This is a genomic window from Pedobacter sp. WC2501 (assembly GCF_052682415.1).
Genome location: NZ_JBQZFI010000001.1, coordinates 859,653 through 876,297 on the forward strand (window position 1 = coordinate 859,653; position 16,645 = coordinate 876,297).

The following is a 16,645-nucleotide window of genomic DNA, read 5'->3' on the forward strand; positions in this document are numbered from 1 at the left end:
GCGTAGGAAATATAGTCTTGTTTTTTGCGCTATGAACTTCGGACCTCTGACCAAAGACCTTCGGACTTATTTATTCCTCTCGCCTAATATTTGGTGTAAACATTATAAAGCACCAAAACATCTACAGGCGTTAAAGTTGGCGTAATATCACTCTGGATAAAATGGATTTTGAAAGCAGTAATTGCAGCAGGCAGGTTACTCGTATCATAACCGATATATTTTAGCGCCATTTCGGTATTAAAATCTACCGGTGGGTTTTTCAGCACATCACCATACCAATAACCAAAACCTTTATCAGCCAGTTTTTTCCAGGGGAAGTTTTTTGGATCGTTTTTACGTTTAGGTGCAATATCAGCATGACCGATAAAATTTGCGGTAGGAATCCCGTATGTTTTCTTTAAAGTCGCCAATAACTTTAACAAGCTATTGATCTGAGCATCGGGCCAGGGATCTGTTAAGCCATTATTATCCAATTCAATACCGATCGATGAAGAATTCAGGTCGGTATCTTTTCCCCATTTACTCACACCAGCATGGTTTGCCCGTAAATAATCATTCACCATATGCACTACTTTACCATTACGACTAATCACATAATGCGCGCTGGTACCTGCTTTAGTGGAAAAAAACGTTTTAACAGTTTGTGCCAAACTATCCTGAGCGGTATGATGAATCACTACAAAATTTGGCTTACGTATCCCAAAATTTACAGAACCAATCCATTCCTGATTTGCTGCCTCCAACGAATCGTAAAGTTGACCAACAGGCGGCGTAGTGTTTATTATTTTCGAAAAATCTTTCGCCTTTTCCTTGTAGATCTTTTCCGTTGCAGCGTATTTGCTGCTTCCGCAGGCAGATAAAATGAGTACCAGAGAAAAAGCGGAAATAGATAATGATTTTGATGACTTGGAAAATAACATGGCTTGAACGGTTAGCTAATCGAAGTTACAAAGTTATGTTAAACTTCACCCAATACATCAAACTTTATACAAAGCTTTCAAAATTTACTAATTTAGCGGCCATATACTTTAATATGAAGAATTTACACAAATCAACACTGTTTTTATCAGCAGTAGCTATTTCAGTTGGGGCCTTATCGTCCTGTACTGGTAATAATAAATCTAGTAATGAAAAGGCTGTGGTGGTACAAAAAGATAGTCTTACCAATTATGTTGCTCAACGTTTACCCATTTACGAAAGGGTAAAATTAACCACTAACATTAACGATTTAAGTGTTAACGACCGTAAAATTTTGCCTTTGTTAATTCAGGCAGCAGAAATTATGGATCAGCTATATTGGAAACAAGCCTACCCACAAAGAGATAGCTTGCTGGCCACTATTAAAGATGAAAAAACACGCGATTTTGTTAATATCAATTATGGTCCATGGGATAGATTAAATAACGATAAACCATTTGTCGTAGGTATTGGCCCCAAACCGGAAGGGGCATCCTTTTATCCATACGGAATTACAAAAGAAGCCATAGAGAAATCGGACCTTGCGGATAAGTTCGGCGCGTATTCTGTCATTCAAAAAGACAGCACCGGCAAATTATCAACCGTACCTTATCATGTATTGTATGCTGCAGAGTTACAAAAAGTAAGTTCTTTGTTAAAACAGGCCGCTCTGATTGCTGAGGATGCCGGTTTAAAAAAGTATTTAAACTTAAGGGCAGATGCTTTGGTAACAGATAATTTTACCGCAAGTGATTATGCCTGGCTGGATATGAAAACCAATGGCCTGGATATCATTATCGGCCCGATTGAAAATTACGAGGATAAACTCTTTAATGCCCGTACCAGTTACGAAGCTTATGTTCTAATCAAAGATAAAGAGTGGAGCAAACGCCTGGCGAAGTATGTAAAAATGCTCCCGGAGTTACAGAAGAACCTGCCTGTAGCAGCAAAATATAAAACAGAAACACCTGGAACTGACTCTGAGTTAAATGCTTATGACGTAGTTTATTATGCAGGTGATTGTAATGCCGGATCGAAAACCATTGCTGTTAATCTTCCAAACGACGAAAAAATTCAACAGGAAAAAGGCACGCGCCGTTCGCAGCTGAAAAATGCAATGCAAGCGAAATTTGATAAAATCTTGGTACCGATTTCAAAAGAATTAATAGAAGCAGATCAGCAACAATACATTAAGTTTGATGCTTTTTTTGCAAACGTAATGTTTCACGAAGTAGCGCACGGTTTAGGAATTAAAAAAACCATTACCGGAAAAGGTTTTGTACGTGCCGCATTAAAAGAACAATATAGCTGGCTGGAAGAAGGCAAAGCTGATATTTTAGGTTTATATATGGTAACCGGCTTACTTAAAAAAGGTGAGTTAACAGGTGATATAAAAGATTATTACACCACATTTATGGCTGGTATTTTACGCTCAGTTCGCTTTGGTGTTTCTGAAGCACACGGAAAAGCGAACATGCAGTGCTTTAATTATTTCCAGGAAAAAGGAGCTTTTGAGCGTACGACTAAAGGCACTTACAAAGTAAACTTCGAAAAATTTGCAACGGCCATGAATGATTTAAGCGCATTTATTCTTACACTTCAAGGTAATGGCGACAAAGCCGCGGTAGAAAAAGCACAAAAAGAAAAAGCGGTTATCCATACAGAACTTCAAACAGATCTGGACCGGTTGACCAAAAAAAATATTCCGGTTGATGTTGTTTTCGAACAAGGTGTTGATGTACTTGGCGTAAAATAAAAAATTTCTTTTACGAGGAATTAAAGGCCATAGATATGCAGGCGAAAGCTTGTTTATCTGTGGCTTTTTTTTTGGTTCATTAGCCATTGGTTCATTTGTGAGACCCGGTTAATCGGTTAATTGCATAAGCGGCTTAAAAATAGTTGGGATACCTTTATGATTAACAAGCTCCAGTAGAAAGATCGTCATTGCGAGAAACGAAACAATCTTAATGCGCACGCTAGTAGCGATCGTTTTAAGATTGCTTCGTCGGCTGAAAAAGCCTTCTCGCAATGACGGTGCCTCGCAGCCTACAGTTCGTTAAAAATCATTTATCACTCATGTAGATCTTAAATAAATTATTCCTCAGGGCAACGACCCCATTCTGGTAAGGGCATTTCAATTTTGACTTCTGACGCCCGAACGCAACTTTTTTTAAATCCTTGTAACCTTTTTAAAAAACAGTCGTCTTATCTATAACTAAACAATTGGAACCTTTCGTTTCCAGCTAAACTTTAAAATAAGCAAGCAATTAAACTGAAGCGCATGCAGATGCGGTATAGGAATTTTTTGCCCATTTTTTAAAGAATAAATACCTAAACATGAAAACACTATACAAAATAGCAGTTACTCTTACGCTTCTTTTTATTGTTACAATAGGTTTTGCGCAAACAAATCCTAAACCGAACATGAGTGGGGTAATTTTAGATGAGACCAAAAAACCTGCAGATTATGTTACCGTCGTACTCTTTAAAGCATCTGATTCCAGCGTGGTTAAAACAGCATTTACCGATCAAAACGGGATATTTACTTTTAGTGTTTCGGGCAAGGGAAGCTATTATTATAAAGCCAGTAACATGGGTTATAAAACGCTTAAAAGTAAAACAATTGTTTTAACAGAAGATAATCAAAAAGTAGATTTCGGGACGGCACAGCTTGTTGCAAGCACTCAAAACTTAAAAGAAGTGAATGTAGCGATAACCAAGCCTTTAATCGAAAGGAAAATGGATAAGATCGTAATGAACGTTTCCAATAGTGCTATTATGACAGGTTCTACTGCGCTGGAAGTTTTACAAAAAGCACCGGGCGTAACAGTAGATCAGAACGATAAGATTTCGATGATGGGAAAACAGGGGGTATTAATTCAATTGGATGGCAAACAAACTTACATGAGTAGTGCCGATGTGGCCAACCTGCTACGGAATATGCAGAGTTCTGACATAGAAAGTATTGAGTTGATTACCAATCCATCTTCCAAATACGATGCCTCAGGAAACTCAGGAATTATAAACATCAAAACGAAGAAAAACAAAAATGGCGGAACAAACGGCAGTATAAACGGATCATTAGGATATGGTAAAAACCTAAGGGCAAATGCAGGTTTAAACCTGAACCACCGTACACAGAAACTTAATCTTTTTGGCAACTACAACTATGGTAAGTTTGAGCGTGATAACCTGATCGCTATTGACCGGATTTCGAACGGCACACCCGATATTTACTTTATGCAGGTAGGCGAGAGCAAAAGAAAACAATATAACAATAACCTTAAAGCAGGATTAGATTATTTTATTGATAAGAAAAACACCATTGGTATATTGGTAAATGGTTATTTTAACCATGGTACCGAAGCATCCGCAAACAATACTTTAATTGGTACATCTTTTCAAAAAGCAGATTCAAGTCTGATAACCAAATCATTGCAGGCAAACAAATACAATAATGTTTCTTATAACTTAAATTATAAATCTGTTCTGGATACCGCGGGCTCAGAAATCTCGGCAGATGTAGATTATTCCAAATACAAAGGAAACGATGGTTCTGATTATGAAAACGATTATCGGTTTCAAAACGGAAACAGCATCCGCCCGATCATATATACAAGGAACAACACCCCTTCGATTATTGATATCAAGGCATTTAAAATCGATTATAATGTTTCGCTAAACAAAACGGTTAAACTTGAAGCCGGGGTTAAAAGCAGCTGGGTTAAAACCGATAATGATTTACAGGCAGAAGTGTTAGTAAGCAATGCCTGGCAGAACGATGTAAAACGAAGTAATCAATTTGTTTATGATGAAAATGTAAATGCGGCCTATACCAATCTAAACAAACAGTTTAAAAATACCAGTATACAGATTGGCTTAAGGATTGAGCAAACCAATTCGAAAGGAAATTTGATTACTAAAAATACCGTTGTAGAACGAAATTACTGGGATTTCTTTCCAACATTATTTGTTCAGCAAACGCTTTCTAAAAACAACCAGTTAGGGTTTTCTTATAGCAGAAGGATAGACCGCCCGAGTTATGATGCCTTAAATCCATTTATTTATTACTTAGATGAATTTACTTATAACAAAGGGAATCCATTTTTAAACCCACAGTATACACATAATTTTGAGCTCAGTTATACCCTGTTGCAAAAATATATGCTCTCGATAGGTTATAGCAAGATTAACGATGTAATTGCTGAGGTAATTTTACCAGATGCGGCAAGTAAATCATTGTATCAAACCAATGCAAATATTGCCACAAATATTAGCTATAACGCTAATTTGAACGTACCTGTGCAGCTTACGAAATGGTGGCAGACCAATAATAACTTAAATGTTTTTTACCTGAGTTTTGAAGCACCTGATCTGGCCGGCAGCGCTTTAAAAACCGGTAAAACTTCTTTTCAATTTAAATCTCAACAGACCTTTACCATTATGGATGGTTTTACAGCAGAAATAAATGGCAGCTACGAATCGCCATTAGATTATGGAACCCTAAGTTTAAAAGCCCGTTATTATATTGATGCAGGTTTAAGCAAATCGCTGTTCAACAAAAAAGCAAGTTTGAAGCTAGCCTTATCAGATGTATTTAATATGTCTGAAAATAATTTATCAAGTGCCTATCCGGGTTTAACTTACTCCGTACATCAGAAAAATGAAACTCAAATTGGCAGGATCAGTTTTACCTATCGTTTTGGTAAGAATGAAATCAAACCCGCCCGTCGCCGCTCAACAGGTACCGAGGCAGAACAGGGAAGGATGAAGAATTAGGGTGATTTTACCGTCATTTCGACCGTAGTGGAGAAATCTTTGGGCTATGGTAAAAGATTTCTCCATTTCGCTGCGCTTCAGTCGAAATGACGATCCGACTATGCGTCGCCCTGAATTTATTTCAGGGTCTACCTTGCTGTAAGGATCCTGAAATAAATTCAAGATGACGATAATTGGAGAAGATTTAAAACTTATACTCCATAACATAATCGTCCATAAAGTAGCCCTCACCTATATCTAGCTTTACCGATTCTTTAATGGTGAAACCTCCTTTCAGATAAAAGTCTTTGGCTTTATTATGCTTGTTCACATTCAATTGCAGGGCGCTTCCTCCTGCATCTTTTACCTGGTTAAAAACCTCATTAATTAAGATTTTCCCAACGCCTTTACCATGTGCAGATGGCAGCACATAAAGCTTGTGCAGTTTGTAAATACGCGCATCATGCCCAATAATAGAATATCCTGCAAACCCGAACTGATTTTCGCCTTCCTCCGCAATGAGGAAAATATGCCCTTCCATCAATTGTTTCAGTAGCTCCCCTTTGTTATACATTTTATCCAACATATAATCAATCTGCGCCTGCCCGATAATATCAAGATAGGCTGATGGCCAGGTTGCCGCAGCAATATCCCTGATGATTTCTATATCTTCTTCTTTTGCTTTTCTGAGGGTAATCATAATGGTTCGCTAATAAAAATTGGTTGTCCTGAAAAGGTAAATTCTACAAAGCCATCTTTAACTACAATAAAAATTTCTTCTTCATTCTGCGCGAGGTTGGTTACTTCCATATATCGGTTACCATGGATCAGAAACTCACTTCCCGCAGGTTTCCAAACAGAGAATCCCGATTTTATAGGATAGTGCTTTGCTCTTTCGGTAAATACCACCAGATTAATTTTATCTTCAAATCCTGCAAATTTTTCAAGATCGAATTTCTTCGTAATTACATTTACCGCAGGGTATTTCTCTTCGTACAGATAATTAACGGCTACCATTAAAGCATCAACAGGTCCCTGAACAACTTTTGTATCTTCCTGTGCTTCCTGCCCATTCCCGTTTACCAGCACATCTACCTTTAAACCTAAAGAAAAAATCTTATCGTAATTTTCTCCGTTAACCAAAAGGGTAGGGCTCCATTCGAGCAGTTGGCCCAAAAGCTCTTCGTTAAAATTCCCAAGCTCATCAATATATAAAGCTGGCTCTTGTTTTTCTTTTACAATATGGTGTGAAGACATAATGCGAATATAGAAATTTCGCTTTAAGTACGGTATAGGAAGAATCAGCCGGACGTAAAATGATTAACGATTGTATGGATATTCACTCACCCAATGGAAACCCCTATTAATGAGCTTAAAATCTTTAAGGTCTTTCCGCTTAAAACTTACCGATATAGAATCTTTCTCTGTCAGTCCCGAAAGCATCAGCCTTTCTTTTCCAATAAAATTATAGTTTAAAACATATTTAGTAGGGTCTTTATCAGTTGATTTAAGTATCAATTCTTTTTTCTTCTGATCAAAAACAGTAGTGAAATTAATGGAACTATCGTTCATCTTCTTTATCCTTGCATACCCTGAATAATTAATAATCATCTGTCTCCATCGCGTACTATCCGTAGTTAAAGGCGCTAAGGTTTTACCTTTAACTTTCATGCTTTCAACATTATAAATGCCATACATAAATGGTTTGGGTGCCGCACTCCCATAAGTTTTTCTCTGTTCAATTAATGATGATATCAGGAATACCAGAGAAGCAGTAATATACAGGTATTTTGCTCCATAAGCCGTAAAGTAAAGCCATCTCTTTTTAAACTTTGGACGATACATTTTTTCGAGCTGCTGGCTTTCATATCTGATAAAGAAGCGATATAGTTTTAAGAAATGTGGCGCCAGAATAAATACACACATCACCACAAGTGCGGTTGAGAGTAGTTTTACAGGAACATCGAAAAAATAATTCATCGACATGACATGCGCTGTTGCAGCCAATGATATAAAGGCACCCACAACAACCGTTCTACGGAACAAAAGCATGATGGCAGAAACTTCTATAATACCCATAAAAATATTATAGCCTTTAGAAAAACCGAGGAAGGTCCATGCAAGCCCCATTGGCGACGCATTTCCGAAAGGTTGAAGCAACCTCATTAATGAAGGATCAGGAAACTGGAGTTTGATTACTTTTATAGCGCCGTATAATATCAAAGTAAAGGCTAAATAAAATCTTACCAGTACCACAAGCCAGTAATAGGCTGTATTGTAGCTTTTGCGTTTGCGGTCTAAAACTGACCAAATGACGCTACCAATTACCGATACTAAAAATATAAAGAGTAATAATACCCAATCATAAGAGGTATCGCCACTACCATTGGTGTAAATTGTAAAATCGTAATTATAGTGGATAATGTGTTTAGAGAACCAGGGAATAAGATCATGCAATACCAGGTTCGGCAACTGCAATACACTTGATAGGAACGTAAAGGCTCCATTATTATTCAAGATGATGAAAAGAGACAAGAGCAGGAAAAAGAACCTGAAAGAGATTTTTTTATAAATGTTCCAGGGCGTATTGTTTTGAAGAGCATTTTCAGACATATTTTGTTGGGTTTTAACCAAAACTAAATATTATCTCAAGGGCTTCAAATTATAAAATGTTAATTAACAGCGCTTTCTTTAACAACTGTGTAAAAATCCTGATAAGTTTCAATAAAGTCGTCGGCAAAATTAATGGCTCCGGAAACGGCTATACCATAAATACCGGTTTGCATTAAAGCTTCCACATCGTATGTTTTAATCCCACCCACAGCCAATACCGGAATGCTGATGGCCTGGGTCTTCAATTCTTTTACTACGTGCTGATAGCCCTCAATGCCTAGGAGGTTATAATTGTTGGGTTTGGTTTCAGTTTCTGCAAATGGACCATAACCAGCATAATCGGCACCTTCTTTTGCAAGCCTGATTAAATTATCTACAGTATTCGCCGATCCTCCTAATGTGATATCATCGCCAACCAATTTACGCAATGCAGTAAAATCTGCATCCATATCTTCGATATGAAACCCTTGGATATCGGCCTTTCCATTTAAATGGATATGATCGGTAACGATTAAGGTAGTACCCCAGTCATCACAGATTTCTGCAATGGCATTAATATCCTGCAGAAGTTCTTCATCCGTTTTACTCAGGCAACGGTATTGAATCCATTTTGCACCGGCCTCGCAGGCCTGTTGCACCTGTTCAATGTGGCTTAAATGCGGGATATCGTGCGTAATGTAATGGAGCTTTTCGATGTATTTCATACTAATTTCTTGCTATAGGCAATAAGAGTTGACAACTTTTTAGGCAACTAGCCTGTGTAAGTTGCCAACTCTGAATGACAGATTAAAATTTCACATTCAAACTTAGTAAAAAGTTACGGGTAGCCTGTGGATAGTAATAGTTAGTTCTACTTAATTCGCCGCCAAGTAAATAGGGGTAAGTTCCACCATTGCTTTCATACAAAGTGCTGAATACGTTATTGATGAGCAAACTCAATCCAACATTTTTTACAGCTGCAAACGATGTGTTATAGCTTAAACGGATATCATTAACAAAAAAACTCGATAGTGTGCGGCTATCAGCAGAAGTATTATCCAGGTATTGTTTGCCCACATATTTAGTTAACAAAGCTACACTTGCATTTTTTAATACATTGTAATTGATTTCACTGGAAGCAATAATTGATGGCGAAAAAGCAATGGTGGTATTTTTATAATTGTTAACCACTACCGGATTAACTGCTTTTGGGTCTTCATCATAAATATATTCTTCAAAATTTTTGATCTTGTTTCTGCTTAAAGTTGCAGTTGTAGCCCACGAAAGGTTTTTAAGAATTTGCCATTTTCCATCAAACTCTATACCTGCCCGGTAACTATCGGGAACATTTTGGCGTGTCTGCCCGCCAACATCATTTAATTTTCCGGTATTAATCAGCTGATCTTTATAAAACATTGCAAAACCGTTTATGCCAAAAGAAATAGTAGAAAACTGAGTACGATAACCGGCCTCTACATCTGTTAAATGTTCAGGTTTAGGTCTGCTGTTGATATCTGAATCTGTAAAATCTCTTCTATTGGGCTCCTTATTCCCAACAGCAACTGATGCATAAACATTGCTTTTGTCGGTAAAATTATAGGTTAAACCTGCTTTTGGATTGAAAAAATCTAAGGTTGCATTTTGTTGTGCAGGCGTTCCGTTCGGATCTATTCCAAAATAAGAATAGTAAACCCGCCTGTATTGAAGATCGGCGAATAAATTAAATTGATCAATCTGATAATTTGCCCTGCCAAAAATATTGAAATCAGATTTGAAAGCATCGTTATCATTATATCGGTGGCGAATAGATCCGCTGCCATCGTAATTGGCAAATTGTGCCCAGATTACCTCATCAAAATGCCTCCCTTTATATTCATTGTAAGCACCGCCCAAAACAAAGTTTAAGTTGTTTTTTGGAGTATAGCTTAAGGAGTAAGTGACTCCATAAAAATCATTATCCAACCATAAGCGGCGAACAAGGTCAGATGTTTCTTTCTGTTCGGCACCAACTACAACAGGATTTATTTTATAAAATTTTAAACTATCATTTTTAACAAATTCTTCATAGTAGCCTCTTCCATAAGTATAATGTAAGGCTGCGTTGGCAACTAATTGGCTATTAATGTTTCTGGTATAAAATAACTGATAATGGTCTTGTTGATAATTGTCAGTTTGGTTATCATAAGTGAAATCATTGTGTGTGCGATCAGTTTCCAATGCCTCCTGGCTAATACCGTTCCAAGCCTGGTAGGTTTTTTCAGTCCCACTAAAAACATTGGCACGAAGAATGTCTTTTTTACCATAATAAGCACCAGAAACAAAGAAAGATTTTAGGTTTGATGATGCCCGGTCTACATAACCATCAGACTTTATTCGTGATAAGCGGCCATCAAATGTAAATTTATTATTAATTAAGCCTGTTCCTACACTTACCGTATTTTTCCAGGTATTATAAGAACCATAGGTATTGTTCAGTTCTGCATAGGCAGAATCTCTACGGGTAGTGGTCTGGATGTTTAAACTGCCCCCAAATGCACCTGCGCCATTTGTTGACGTACCCACCCCACGCTGGATCTGGATATTATCAACCGACGATGCTAAATCTGGTAAATTGATAAAAAAACTTCCCTGACTTTCTGCATCATTAAGCGGAATTCCGTTTAAGGTTACGTTAATTCGAGTAGCATCACTACCTCGAATCCGCATTCCGGTATAACCAATTCCCGTTCCACCATCAGAACTTACTACCACAGATGGCGTTTGATTTAATAAATATGGAAGATCCTGGCCTAAATTATTTTTAGCCAACTCTGCTTTATCTAAATTACGAAAAGTCGTTGCCGAATTTTTAGAAGCCCTTGTTGCGCTTACCACAACTTCATCTGCCAAAAAGTTTTGCTGAGCCAATGTGAAATTTAATGTTGTGGCTTGGTTAAGGTCTACAGTCTTTTCTTCTGATTTATAACCTACATAGCTTACTACAATAGTGTATTTTCCATTACCGAGGTTTGTAATGGTATAATTTCCACTAGCATCACTTACAACCGCTGTTTTTTGATTTCTTAATTTAACCGTAGCACCCGGAAGCGCCTGCTGGTTTTGGTCTGTTACTTTACCGGTAATTGTAATTTGCGCCGATGCAAAGAATGGCAACATTGCAACAAGCGCTGCAAAAAGTAAATTTTTCAATGTTTTTGTTTTTAGTTAAACCCATCGGAAAAGGGGCATTGCCGATTTTCAGTTAAACTTCCATAACTCCAATCCCTACGCCGGCATTACCCGGATCAGGTGCATTCGAGGCTGATGGCTGGAAGGTTTTAAGGCTGATGGGATTTACCCTCTACCTTTTTACCCTCTACCTTTTACCTCAAAATGGGTATGATCTCAGCCTGTTTTTGTGTTATATAAACAAGGCACCCCTAATGATGCTGCAAATGTAGAAAATATTTAACAATAAGCATGTTTTTTGATGCTTTCTGAGTTATATAATCTAACAACTGATTAATAAATGTGAATTTTAAGCATTTTAGGTTTAGAAACGGCATGTTCTGCTCGATTGGCATTTTCAGTCCCGTTCCGTTTGTAGTACCGGCGTGAAGCCGGCAGCTGCTATCAGGTTTAGGTGGCCAGGCTGGTATCAATATTAACGGATGATCACCAAACGTTCCTACGGAACGAAAACGCCAATTGTAAATTGGCTACCCGGCAGGCGTCCCGAAGGGACGGCCTGTGATTCTTTTACTTTCCCGTCCCCATGGGGATGACTCCTAGGTAGAAAAAATATTTTATTTTTTCGTTCCGTAGGAACGTTTCGTGTTTAGGCAAACCCTTGTTCAATAAACCCGACAGCAGCGGCAGCCCCAAATTTTTCATGAGGGCTATAGCGAATGGCGGGACAACAGGCCGCCATGAACCACAAGCCATACTTTTCCAAAAAAATAATATCCTTTATTATCTCTCAAGGAAATCATCAATGGCTTTAATCGCATTTGCCAGCCTTTCATCACCGAGTCCGCCAACTACTTTATAATTTGCACTCAATGCTTTCAGCTCCTTATGCCAAACTTGCATAAAGTATTCGCGCTTATCTGGGAAATCGCGCAGCGGATCGTCCTGCCAGGGCAAATCAATATCCATTAACAGGTACAGGTCGTATGGCTTTTTGGGTAATGCATCCAATACAACCTGGGGGGTTTCACCAAGCACTTCATCACTCCATATCTTTACCGTAATAAAAGTGGTATCACAAATAATAAAATCACTTTCGGTAATCACTAAAACTGCGTCTTCTAAAGCTACCTGTCCGTAGTACATGTTCACTTCATCTTGTAGCGTATAATCGGCAACCAGATTTTCACAATAGTAGCGGGCATATTCAGGCACCCACGAAACTTTGTAGTATTTAGCCAGCAGCTGAGATATAGTAGATTTTCCCGTACTTTCCGGGCCAACAATAGCAATCTTTTTTATGTTTCTATTCACGATACGTTTTCTGAATACGATCAAATGTAAAAGAAAAAGCCTTAAAAGAAAAAATCCGGTTGAGGAGGGCTCCTCTAACCGGATAATAAACCAAACAAACTATTTATGAAGAAATCCTCATGGCGGTTAACTACTCCGCGGAGGAAGCTTTAGATCATTGTCTAAAGTATATACAAAACGCATATATGTTCTGCTTATTACAACATCATTGCCAATATTTCGATCATCACAACTTCGTGACTTAATTCTGACGTGTAGCGCCACTTTTACGAAATTCTTTTAACACTAATTAACATTTACAATAAAACCGTACGCACACTCTTTACGTTCGTGTATAATTTATAGTACAATCAGATAAATAGTGTTCATTATTCAAAACTATATGTACTAAACGCTGTTATGTATTTTAGACATTAAGCAACAAAATCATTATATCATGAAAAAATTGTGTGTTGTACTATCTTTTCTTATTGTATTTGCTTTAGGTTCAATTGCCTTTACTCATATTAAATTAGGCGGAATAATCGGAAAAATTACGCCAGGAGATGCGGCTTTTACAGTTTCGCTTGTAGCGGCGACAGATACGCTAAAAGCAGAGATTAGCCAGGGTGTTTTTACGTTTACAAACCTTAAAGAAGGTGTTTATAGTGTTGTGGTAAAAGCCAATGCGCCATATAAAGATGCAATAATAGAAAGGGTTGCCGTAAAAGATAGCGCTACTACAGATTTAGGCGAAATTAAATTACAACAGTAACTCATTTCTCAAAAGAAAAATCTAAAATGAGCACTTAAATAGGGCTCTTTTTTATTTTAAAAAAAACGCCTTAAAATCATATCTAATGATGTATCTTTGCATCCCGACAGAACAGTTGGGATTTTTCTTCTTACAAGCATTAGACCTTCTTGCTTCTTCACCTTCGGGTTCAACACTTTAGAATTTTAATTATTGTTTAAGCTTTATCATGCCTAAAGACACTTCCATACGCTCAGTACTGATTATCGGATCTGGACCAATTATTATTGGCCAAGCCTGTGAATTTGATTACTCAGGTTCGCAAGCGGCGCTTTCTTTAAAAGAAGAAGGGATTACCGTTTCTATTATCAACTCCAATCCGGCTACCATTATGACGGATAAAGTTATCGGCGACCATGTTTACCTGCGTCCGTTAACCGTTGATTCCATAGAGGTTATTTTACAAGAGCATATCGACTCTGCAGATTTACCTAGAATTGATGCTGTACTTCCTACAATGGGAGGCCAAACTGCACTAAACCTTTGTAAAGAAGCGGAAGAACGTGGCGTTTGGGAAAAATATGGTGTAAAAGTGGTTGGTGTAGATGTTGCAGCAATCGAAAAAACAGAAAACCGCGAAGCTTTCCGCCAGTTAATGGTTGATATCGGCGTAGGTGTTGCTGAATCTAAAATTGCCAACTCATTTTTAGAAGGTAAAGAGGCTGCACAAGAAATCGGTTATCCATTGGTAATCCGCCCTTCGTACACTTTAGGTGGTTCTGGTGGTGGTTTCGTACACAAAAAAGAAGAATTCGATGCCGCTTTAAAACGTGGTTTAGAAGCTTCGCCAACACACGAAGTGCTTGTAGAGAAAGCTGTTTTAGGCTGGAAAGAATACGAGTTGGAGTTGTTAAGAGACAGCAATGATAACGTGATCATTATCTGCTCGATCGAAAACTTCGATCCGATGGGTATCCACACGGGAGATTCAATCACTGTTGCTCCGGCAATGACTTTGTCTGATCGTTGTTACCAGGATATGCGTAACCAGGCGATCAAAATGATGCGTGCAATCGGCAACTTTGCCGGCGGCTGTAACGTCCAGTTTTCGGTTAACCCGGCAAACGATGAAATTATCGCTATCGAAATTAACCCACGTGTATCGCGTTCATCAGCTTTGGCAAGTAAGGCAACCGGTTATCCGATTGCGAAAATTGCAGCTAAACTGGCTATCGGTTACAACCTGGATGAAATTGAAAATCAAATTACCAAAACAACTTCAGCATATTTCGAACCTACTTTAGATTACGTAATTGTTAAAGTACCGCGTTGGAACTTCGATAAATTTAAAGGTGCTAACAAAGAGCTTGGCCTGCAGATGAAATCAGTAGGTGAGGTAATGGCAATTGGCCGTACTTTTATCGAGGCATTACAAAAAGCTTGTCAGAGTTTAGAGATCAACCGCGCTGGTTTAGGTGCAGATGGCAGACAGGTACGCAATATTGAAGAGATTATGGACGGCCTGGAGCATGCTTCATGGAACCGTTTATTCTTAATAAAAGACGCCATGACAATGGGTGTACCTTTGGAATCTATCCGTAAGGTAACCAAAATTGATAAATGGTTCTTAAACCAGATTCAGGATCTTGTATTGCTTGAAACTGAATTAAAAAGATATTCGCTTAACAATATCCCTCAGGATTTCTTTATAACACTTAAACAAAAAGGATTCTCTGATATCCAGATCGCCTGGTTGTTAGGCAATGTTACGGAAGATGAAGTTTACGATCGCCGTAAAGCTTTAGGTATAAACAGGGTGTATAAAATGGTTGACACCTGCGCTGCTGAGTTTCCGGCCAAAACACCATATTACTATTCTACTTTCGAAGAAGAGAATGAATCAAAACCTTCTGACAGGAAAAAAGTAATTGTTTTGGGTTCAGGACCTAACCGTATTGGTCAGGGTATCGAATTCGATTATTCATGTGTACATGGTTTATTGGCGGCAAAAGAATCGGGTTTTGAAGCCATCATGATTAACTGTAATCCTGAAACGGTTTCTACCGACTTTAACATGGCCGATAAATTATACTTCGAGCCTGTTTTCTGGGAACATGTTCGCGAAATTATCGAGCTGGAAAAACCTGAAGGTGTAATTGTTCAGCTAGGTGGTCAAACTGCGCTGAAAATGGCAGAAAAATTAACTGAAAAAGGCATCAAAATTATCGGAACATCTTTCGAGAACATGGATATTGCCGAAGACCGCGGCCGTTTCTCTGATCTATTGAAGGAATTAAATATCCCTTATCCAAAATATGGTGTTGCAGAAAATGCCGAAGAGGCAATTGTTGTTGCAAATGAGGTAGGTTATCCGGTATTGGTCCGTCCGAGTTATGTATTAGGTGGCCAGGGTATGAGCATTGTAATCAATGATGAAGACCTTGAAAAAGCGGTAGTAAAATTATTGGGCGATTTACCGGGCAACCGCGTATTGATCGATCACTTTTTAGATAGGGCAGAAGAAGCAGAATCCGATTCAATTTCTGATGGTGAGGATGTACACATTGTGGGAATGATGGAGCATATCGAGCCTGCAGGTATCCACTCAGGAGATTCGTTCGCAGTATTACCTACATTCAGCTTATCCGAAACGGTAACTAAAGCAATGGAAGAATACTCGATCAAAATTGCCAAAGCATTGGATGTAAGAGGTTTATTAAACATTCAGTTCGCTATTAAGGATGAGAAAGTATATGTAATCGAGGCAAACCCAAGGGCATCACGTACGGTTCCTTTCATCGCAAAAGCTTACGATGTTCCATACATCAACATTGCGGCCAAAATTATGTTAGGCGTAGCAAAACTGAAAGATTTTACCATCGTTCGTAAACTTAAAGGTTATGCTATTAAAGAACCGGTTTTCTCTTACGAGAAATTCCCAGAGGTAGCGAAAGAATTAGGTCCTGAAATGAAATCTACAGGTGAGGCTATCCGTTTCATCAAAGATTTAGAAGATCCTTACTTCCGCAAGCTTTACAAAGACAAATCAATGTATTTGAGTAAGTAATCTGCTTATAAAGGTTTATAAAATAGCAATGGCCAGTGAAAAAATCACTGGCCATT

At 38.2% G+C, this 16,645-nt stretch carries 11 protein-coding genes; 4 read left to right on the forward strand and 7 right to left on the reverse strand.

The features are described from left to right. Positions 1–83: 83 nt before the first annotated feature. Positions 84–920, reverse strand: coding sequence for an N-acetylmuramoyl-L-alanine amidase (locus ACUN24_RS03725; RefSeq protein ID WP_445561303.1), 837 nt, complete (start codon positions 918–920; stop codon positions 84–86). Between the two features lie 113 nt (positions 921–1,033). On the opposite strand from ACUN24_RS03725, the gene ACUN24_RS03730 reads away from it, so the two are divergent. Together ACUN24_RS03730 and ACUN24_RS03735 are read left to right on the forward strand one after the other, a co-directional pair. Further along, positions 1,034–2,713, forward strand: a complete 1,680-nt coding sequence (locus ACUN24_RS03730; RefSeq protein ID WP_445561304.1) for a dipeptidyl-peptidase 3 family protein — start codon at positions 1,034–1,036, stop codon at positions 2,711–2,713. 581 nt (positions 2,714–3,294) lie between these two features. After that, positions 3,295–5,736: an outer membrane beta-barrel protein gene (locus ACUN24_RS03735; protein WP_445561305.1), complete on the forward strand. Its 2,442-nt coding sequence runs from the start codon at positions 3,295–3,297 to the stop codon at positions 5,734–5,736. Between the two features lie 184 nt (positions 5,737–5,920). Here ACUN24_RS03735 and ACUN24_RS03740 read toward each other — a convergent pair whose 3' ends face one another. From ACUN24_RS03740 to ACUN24_RS03765, 6 genes are all read right to left on the reverse strand, one after another. Next, the gene (locus ACUN24_RS03740; RefSeq protein ID WP_445561306.1) at positions 5,921–6,415 is read right to left on the reverse strand and encodes a GNAT family N-acetyltransferase; all 495 of its coding nucleotides are present in this window, start codon (positions 6,413–6,415) and stop codon (positions 5,921–5,923) included. Next, entirely contained in the window at positions 6,412–6,972 is a 561-nt protein-coding gene (locus tag ACUN24_RS03745; protein WP_445561307.1) for a thiamine pyrophosphokinase, read from the reverse strand. The genes ACUN24_RS03740 and ACUN24_RS03745 overlap by 4 nt, the downstream gene beginning before the upstream one ends. Positions 6,973–7,035: 63 nt before the next feature. Beyond that, on the reverse strand, positions 7,036–8,328 hold the full coding sequence (locus ACUN24_RS03750; protein WP_445561308.1) for a hypothetical protein: 1,293 nt from the start codon (positions 8,326–8,328) through the stop codon (positions 7,036–7,038). Positions 8,329–8,387: 59 nt separating this feature from the next. Continuing rightward, positions 8,388–9,032 (reverse strand): thiamine phosphate synthase, encoded by a 645-nt coding sequence (locus ACUN24_RS03755; protein WP_445561309.1) that lies wholly within the window; start codon positions 9,030–9,032, stop codon positions 8,388–8,390. Positions 9,033–9,114: 82 nt separating this feature from the next. After that, positions 9,115–11,496, reverse strand: a complete 2,382-nt coding sequence (locus ACUN24_RS03760) for a TonB-dependent receptor (RefSeq protein ID WP_445561310.1) — start codon at positions 11,494–11,496, stop codon at positions 9,115–9,117. 762 nt (positions 11,497–12,258) lie between these two features. Then, a complete protein-coding gene (locus ACUN24_RS03765) occupies positions 12,259–12,789 on the reverse strand; it encodes an AAA family ATPase (protein ID WP_445561311.1) in 531 nt (176 codons plus the stop codon). A gap of 436 nt (positions 12,790–13,225) precedes the next feature. On the opposite strand from ACUN24_RS03765, the gene ACUN24_RS03770 reads away from it, so the two are divergent. Together ACUN24_RS03770 and carB are read left to right on the forward strand one after the other, a co-directional pair. Further along, on the forward strand, positions 13,226–13,543 hold the full coding sequence (locus ACUN24_RS03770; RefSeq protein WP_445561312.1) for a carboxypeptidase regulatory-like domain-containing protein: 318 nt from the start codon (positions 13,226–13,228) through the stop codon (positions 13,541–13,543). 208 nt (positions 13,544–13,751) lie between these two features. Beyond that, positions 13,752–16,589 carry a carbamoyl-phosphate synthase large subunit gene (carB, locus tag ACUN24_RS03775; RefSeq protein ID WP_445561313.1) on the forward strand — a complete coding sequence of 946 codons (2,838 nt, stop codon included), beginning with the start codon at positions 13,752–13,754 and terminating at the stop codon, positions 16,587–16,589. Positions 16,590–16,645 lie beyond the last annotated feature (56 nt).

What these genes read in the sequence shown, in the direction of transcription:
- ACUN24_RS03755 (WP_445561309.1), bottom strand. Translation starts at nt 9,032, where the DNA reads ATGAAATACATCGAAAAGCTCCATTACATTACGCACGATATCCCGCAT.
- ACUN24_RS03770 (WP_445561312.1), top strand. Translation starts at nt 13,226, where the DNA reads ATGAAAAAATTGTGTGTTGTACTATCTTTTCTTATTGTATTTGCTTTA.
- ACUN24_RS03745 (WP_445561307.1), bottom strand. Translation starts at nt 6,972, where the DNA reads ATGTCTTCACACCATATTGTAAAAGAAAAACAAGAGCCAGCTTTATAT.
- ACUN24_RS03750 (WP_445561308.1), bottom strand. Translation starts at nt 8,328, where the DNA reads ATGTCTGAAAATGCTCTTCAAAACAATACGCCCTGGAACATTTATAAA.
- ACUN24_RS03730 (WP_445561304.1), top strand. Translation starts at nt 1,034, where the DNA reads ATGAAGAATTTACACAAATCAACACTGTTTTTATCAGCAGTAGCTATT.
- ACUN24_RS03725 (WP_445561303.1), bottom strand. Translation starts at nt 920, where the DNA reads ATGTTATTTTCCAAGTCATCAAAATCATTATCTATTTCCGCTTTTTCT.
- carB (WP_445561313.1), top strand. Translation starts at nt 13,752, where the DNA reads ATGCCTAAAGACACTTCCATACGCTCAGTACTGATTATCGGATCTGGA.
- ACUN24_RS03735 (WP_445561305.1), top strand. Translation starts at nt 3,295, where the DNA reads ATGAAAACACTATACAAAATAGCAGTTACTCTTACGCTTCTTTTTATT.
- ACUN24_RS03740 (WP_445561306.1), bottom strand. Translation starts at nt 6,415, where the DNA reads ATGATTACCCTCAGAAAAGCAAAAGAAGAAGATATAGAAATCATCAGG.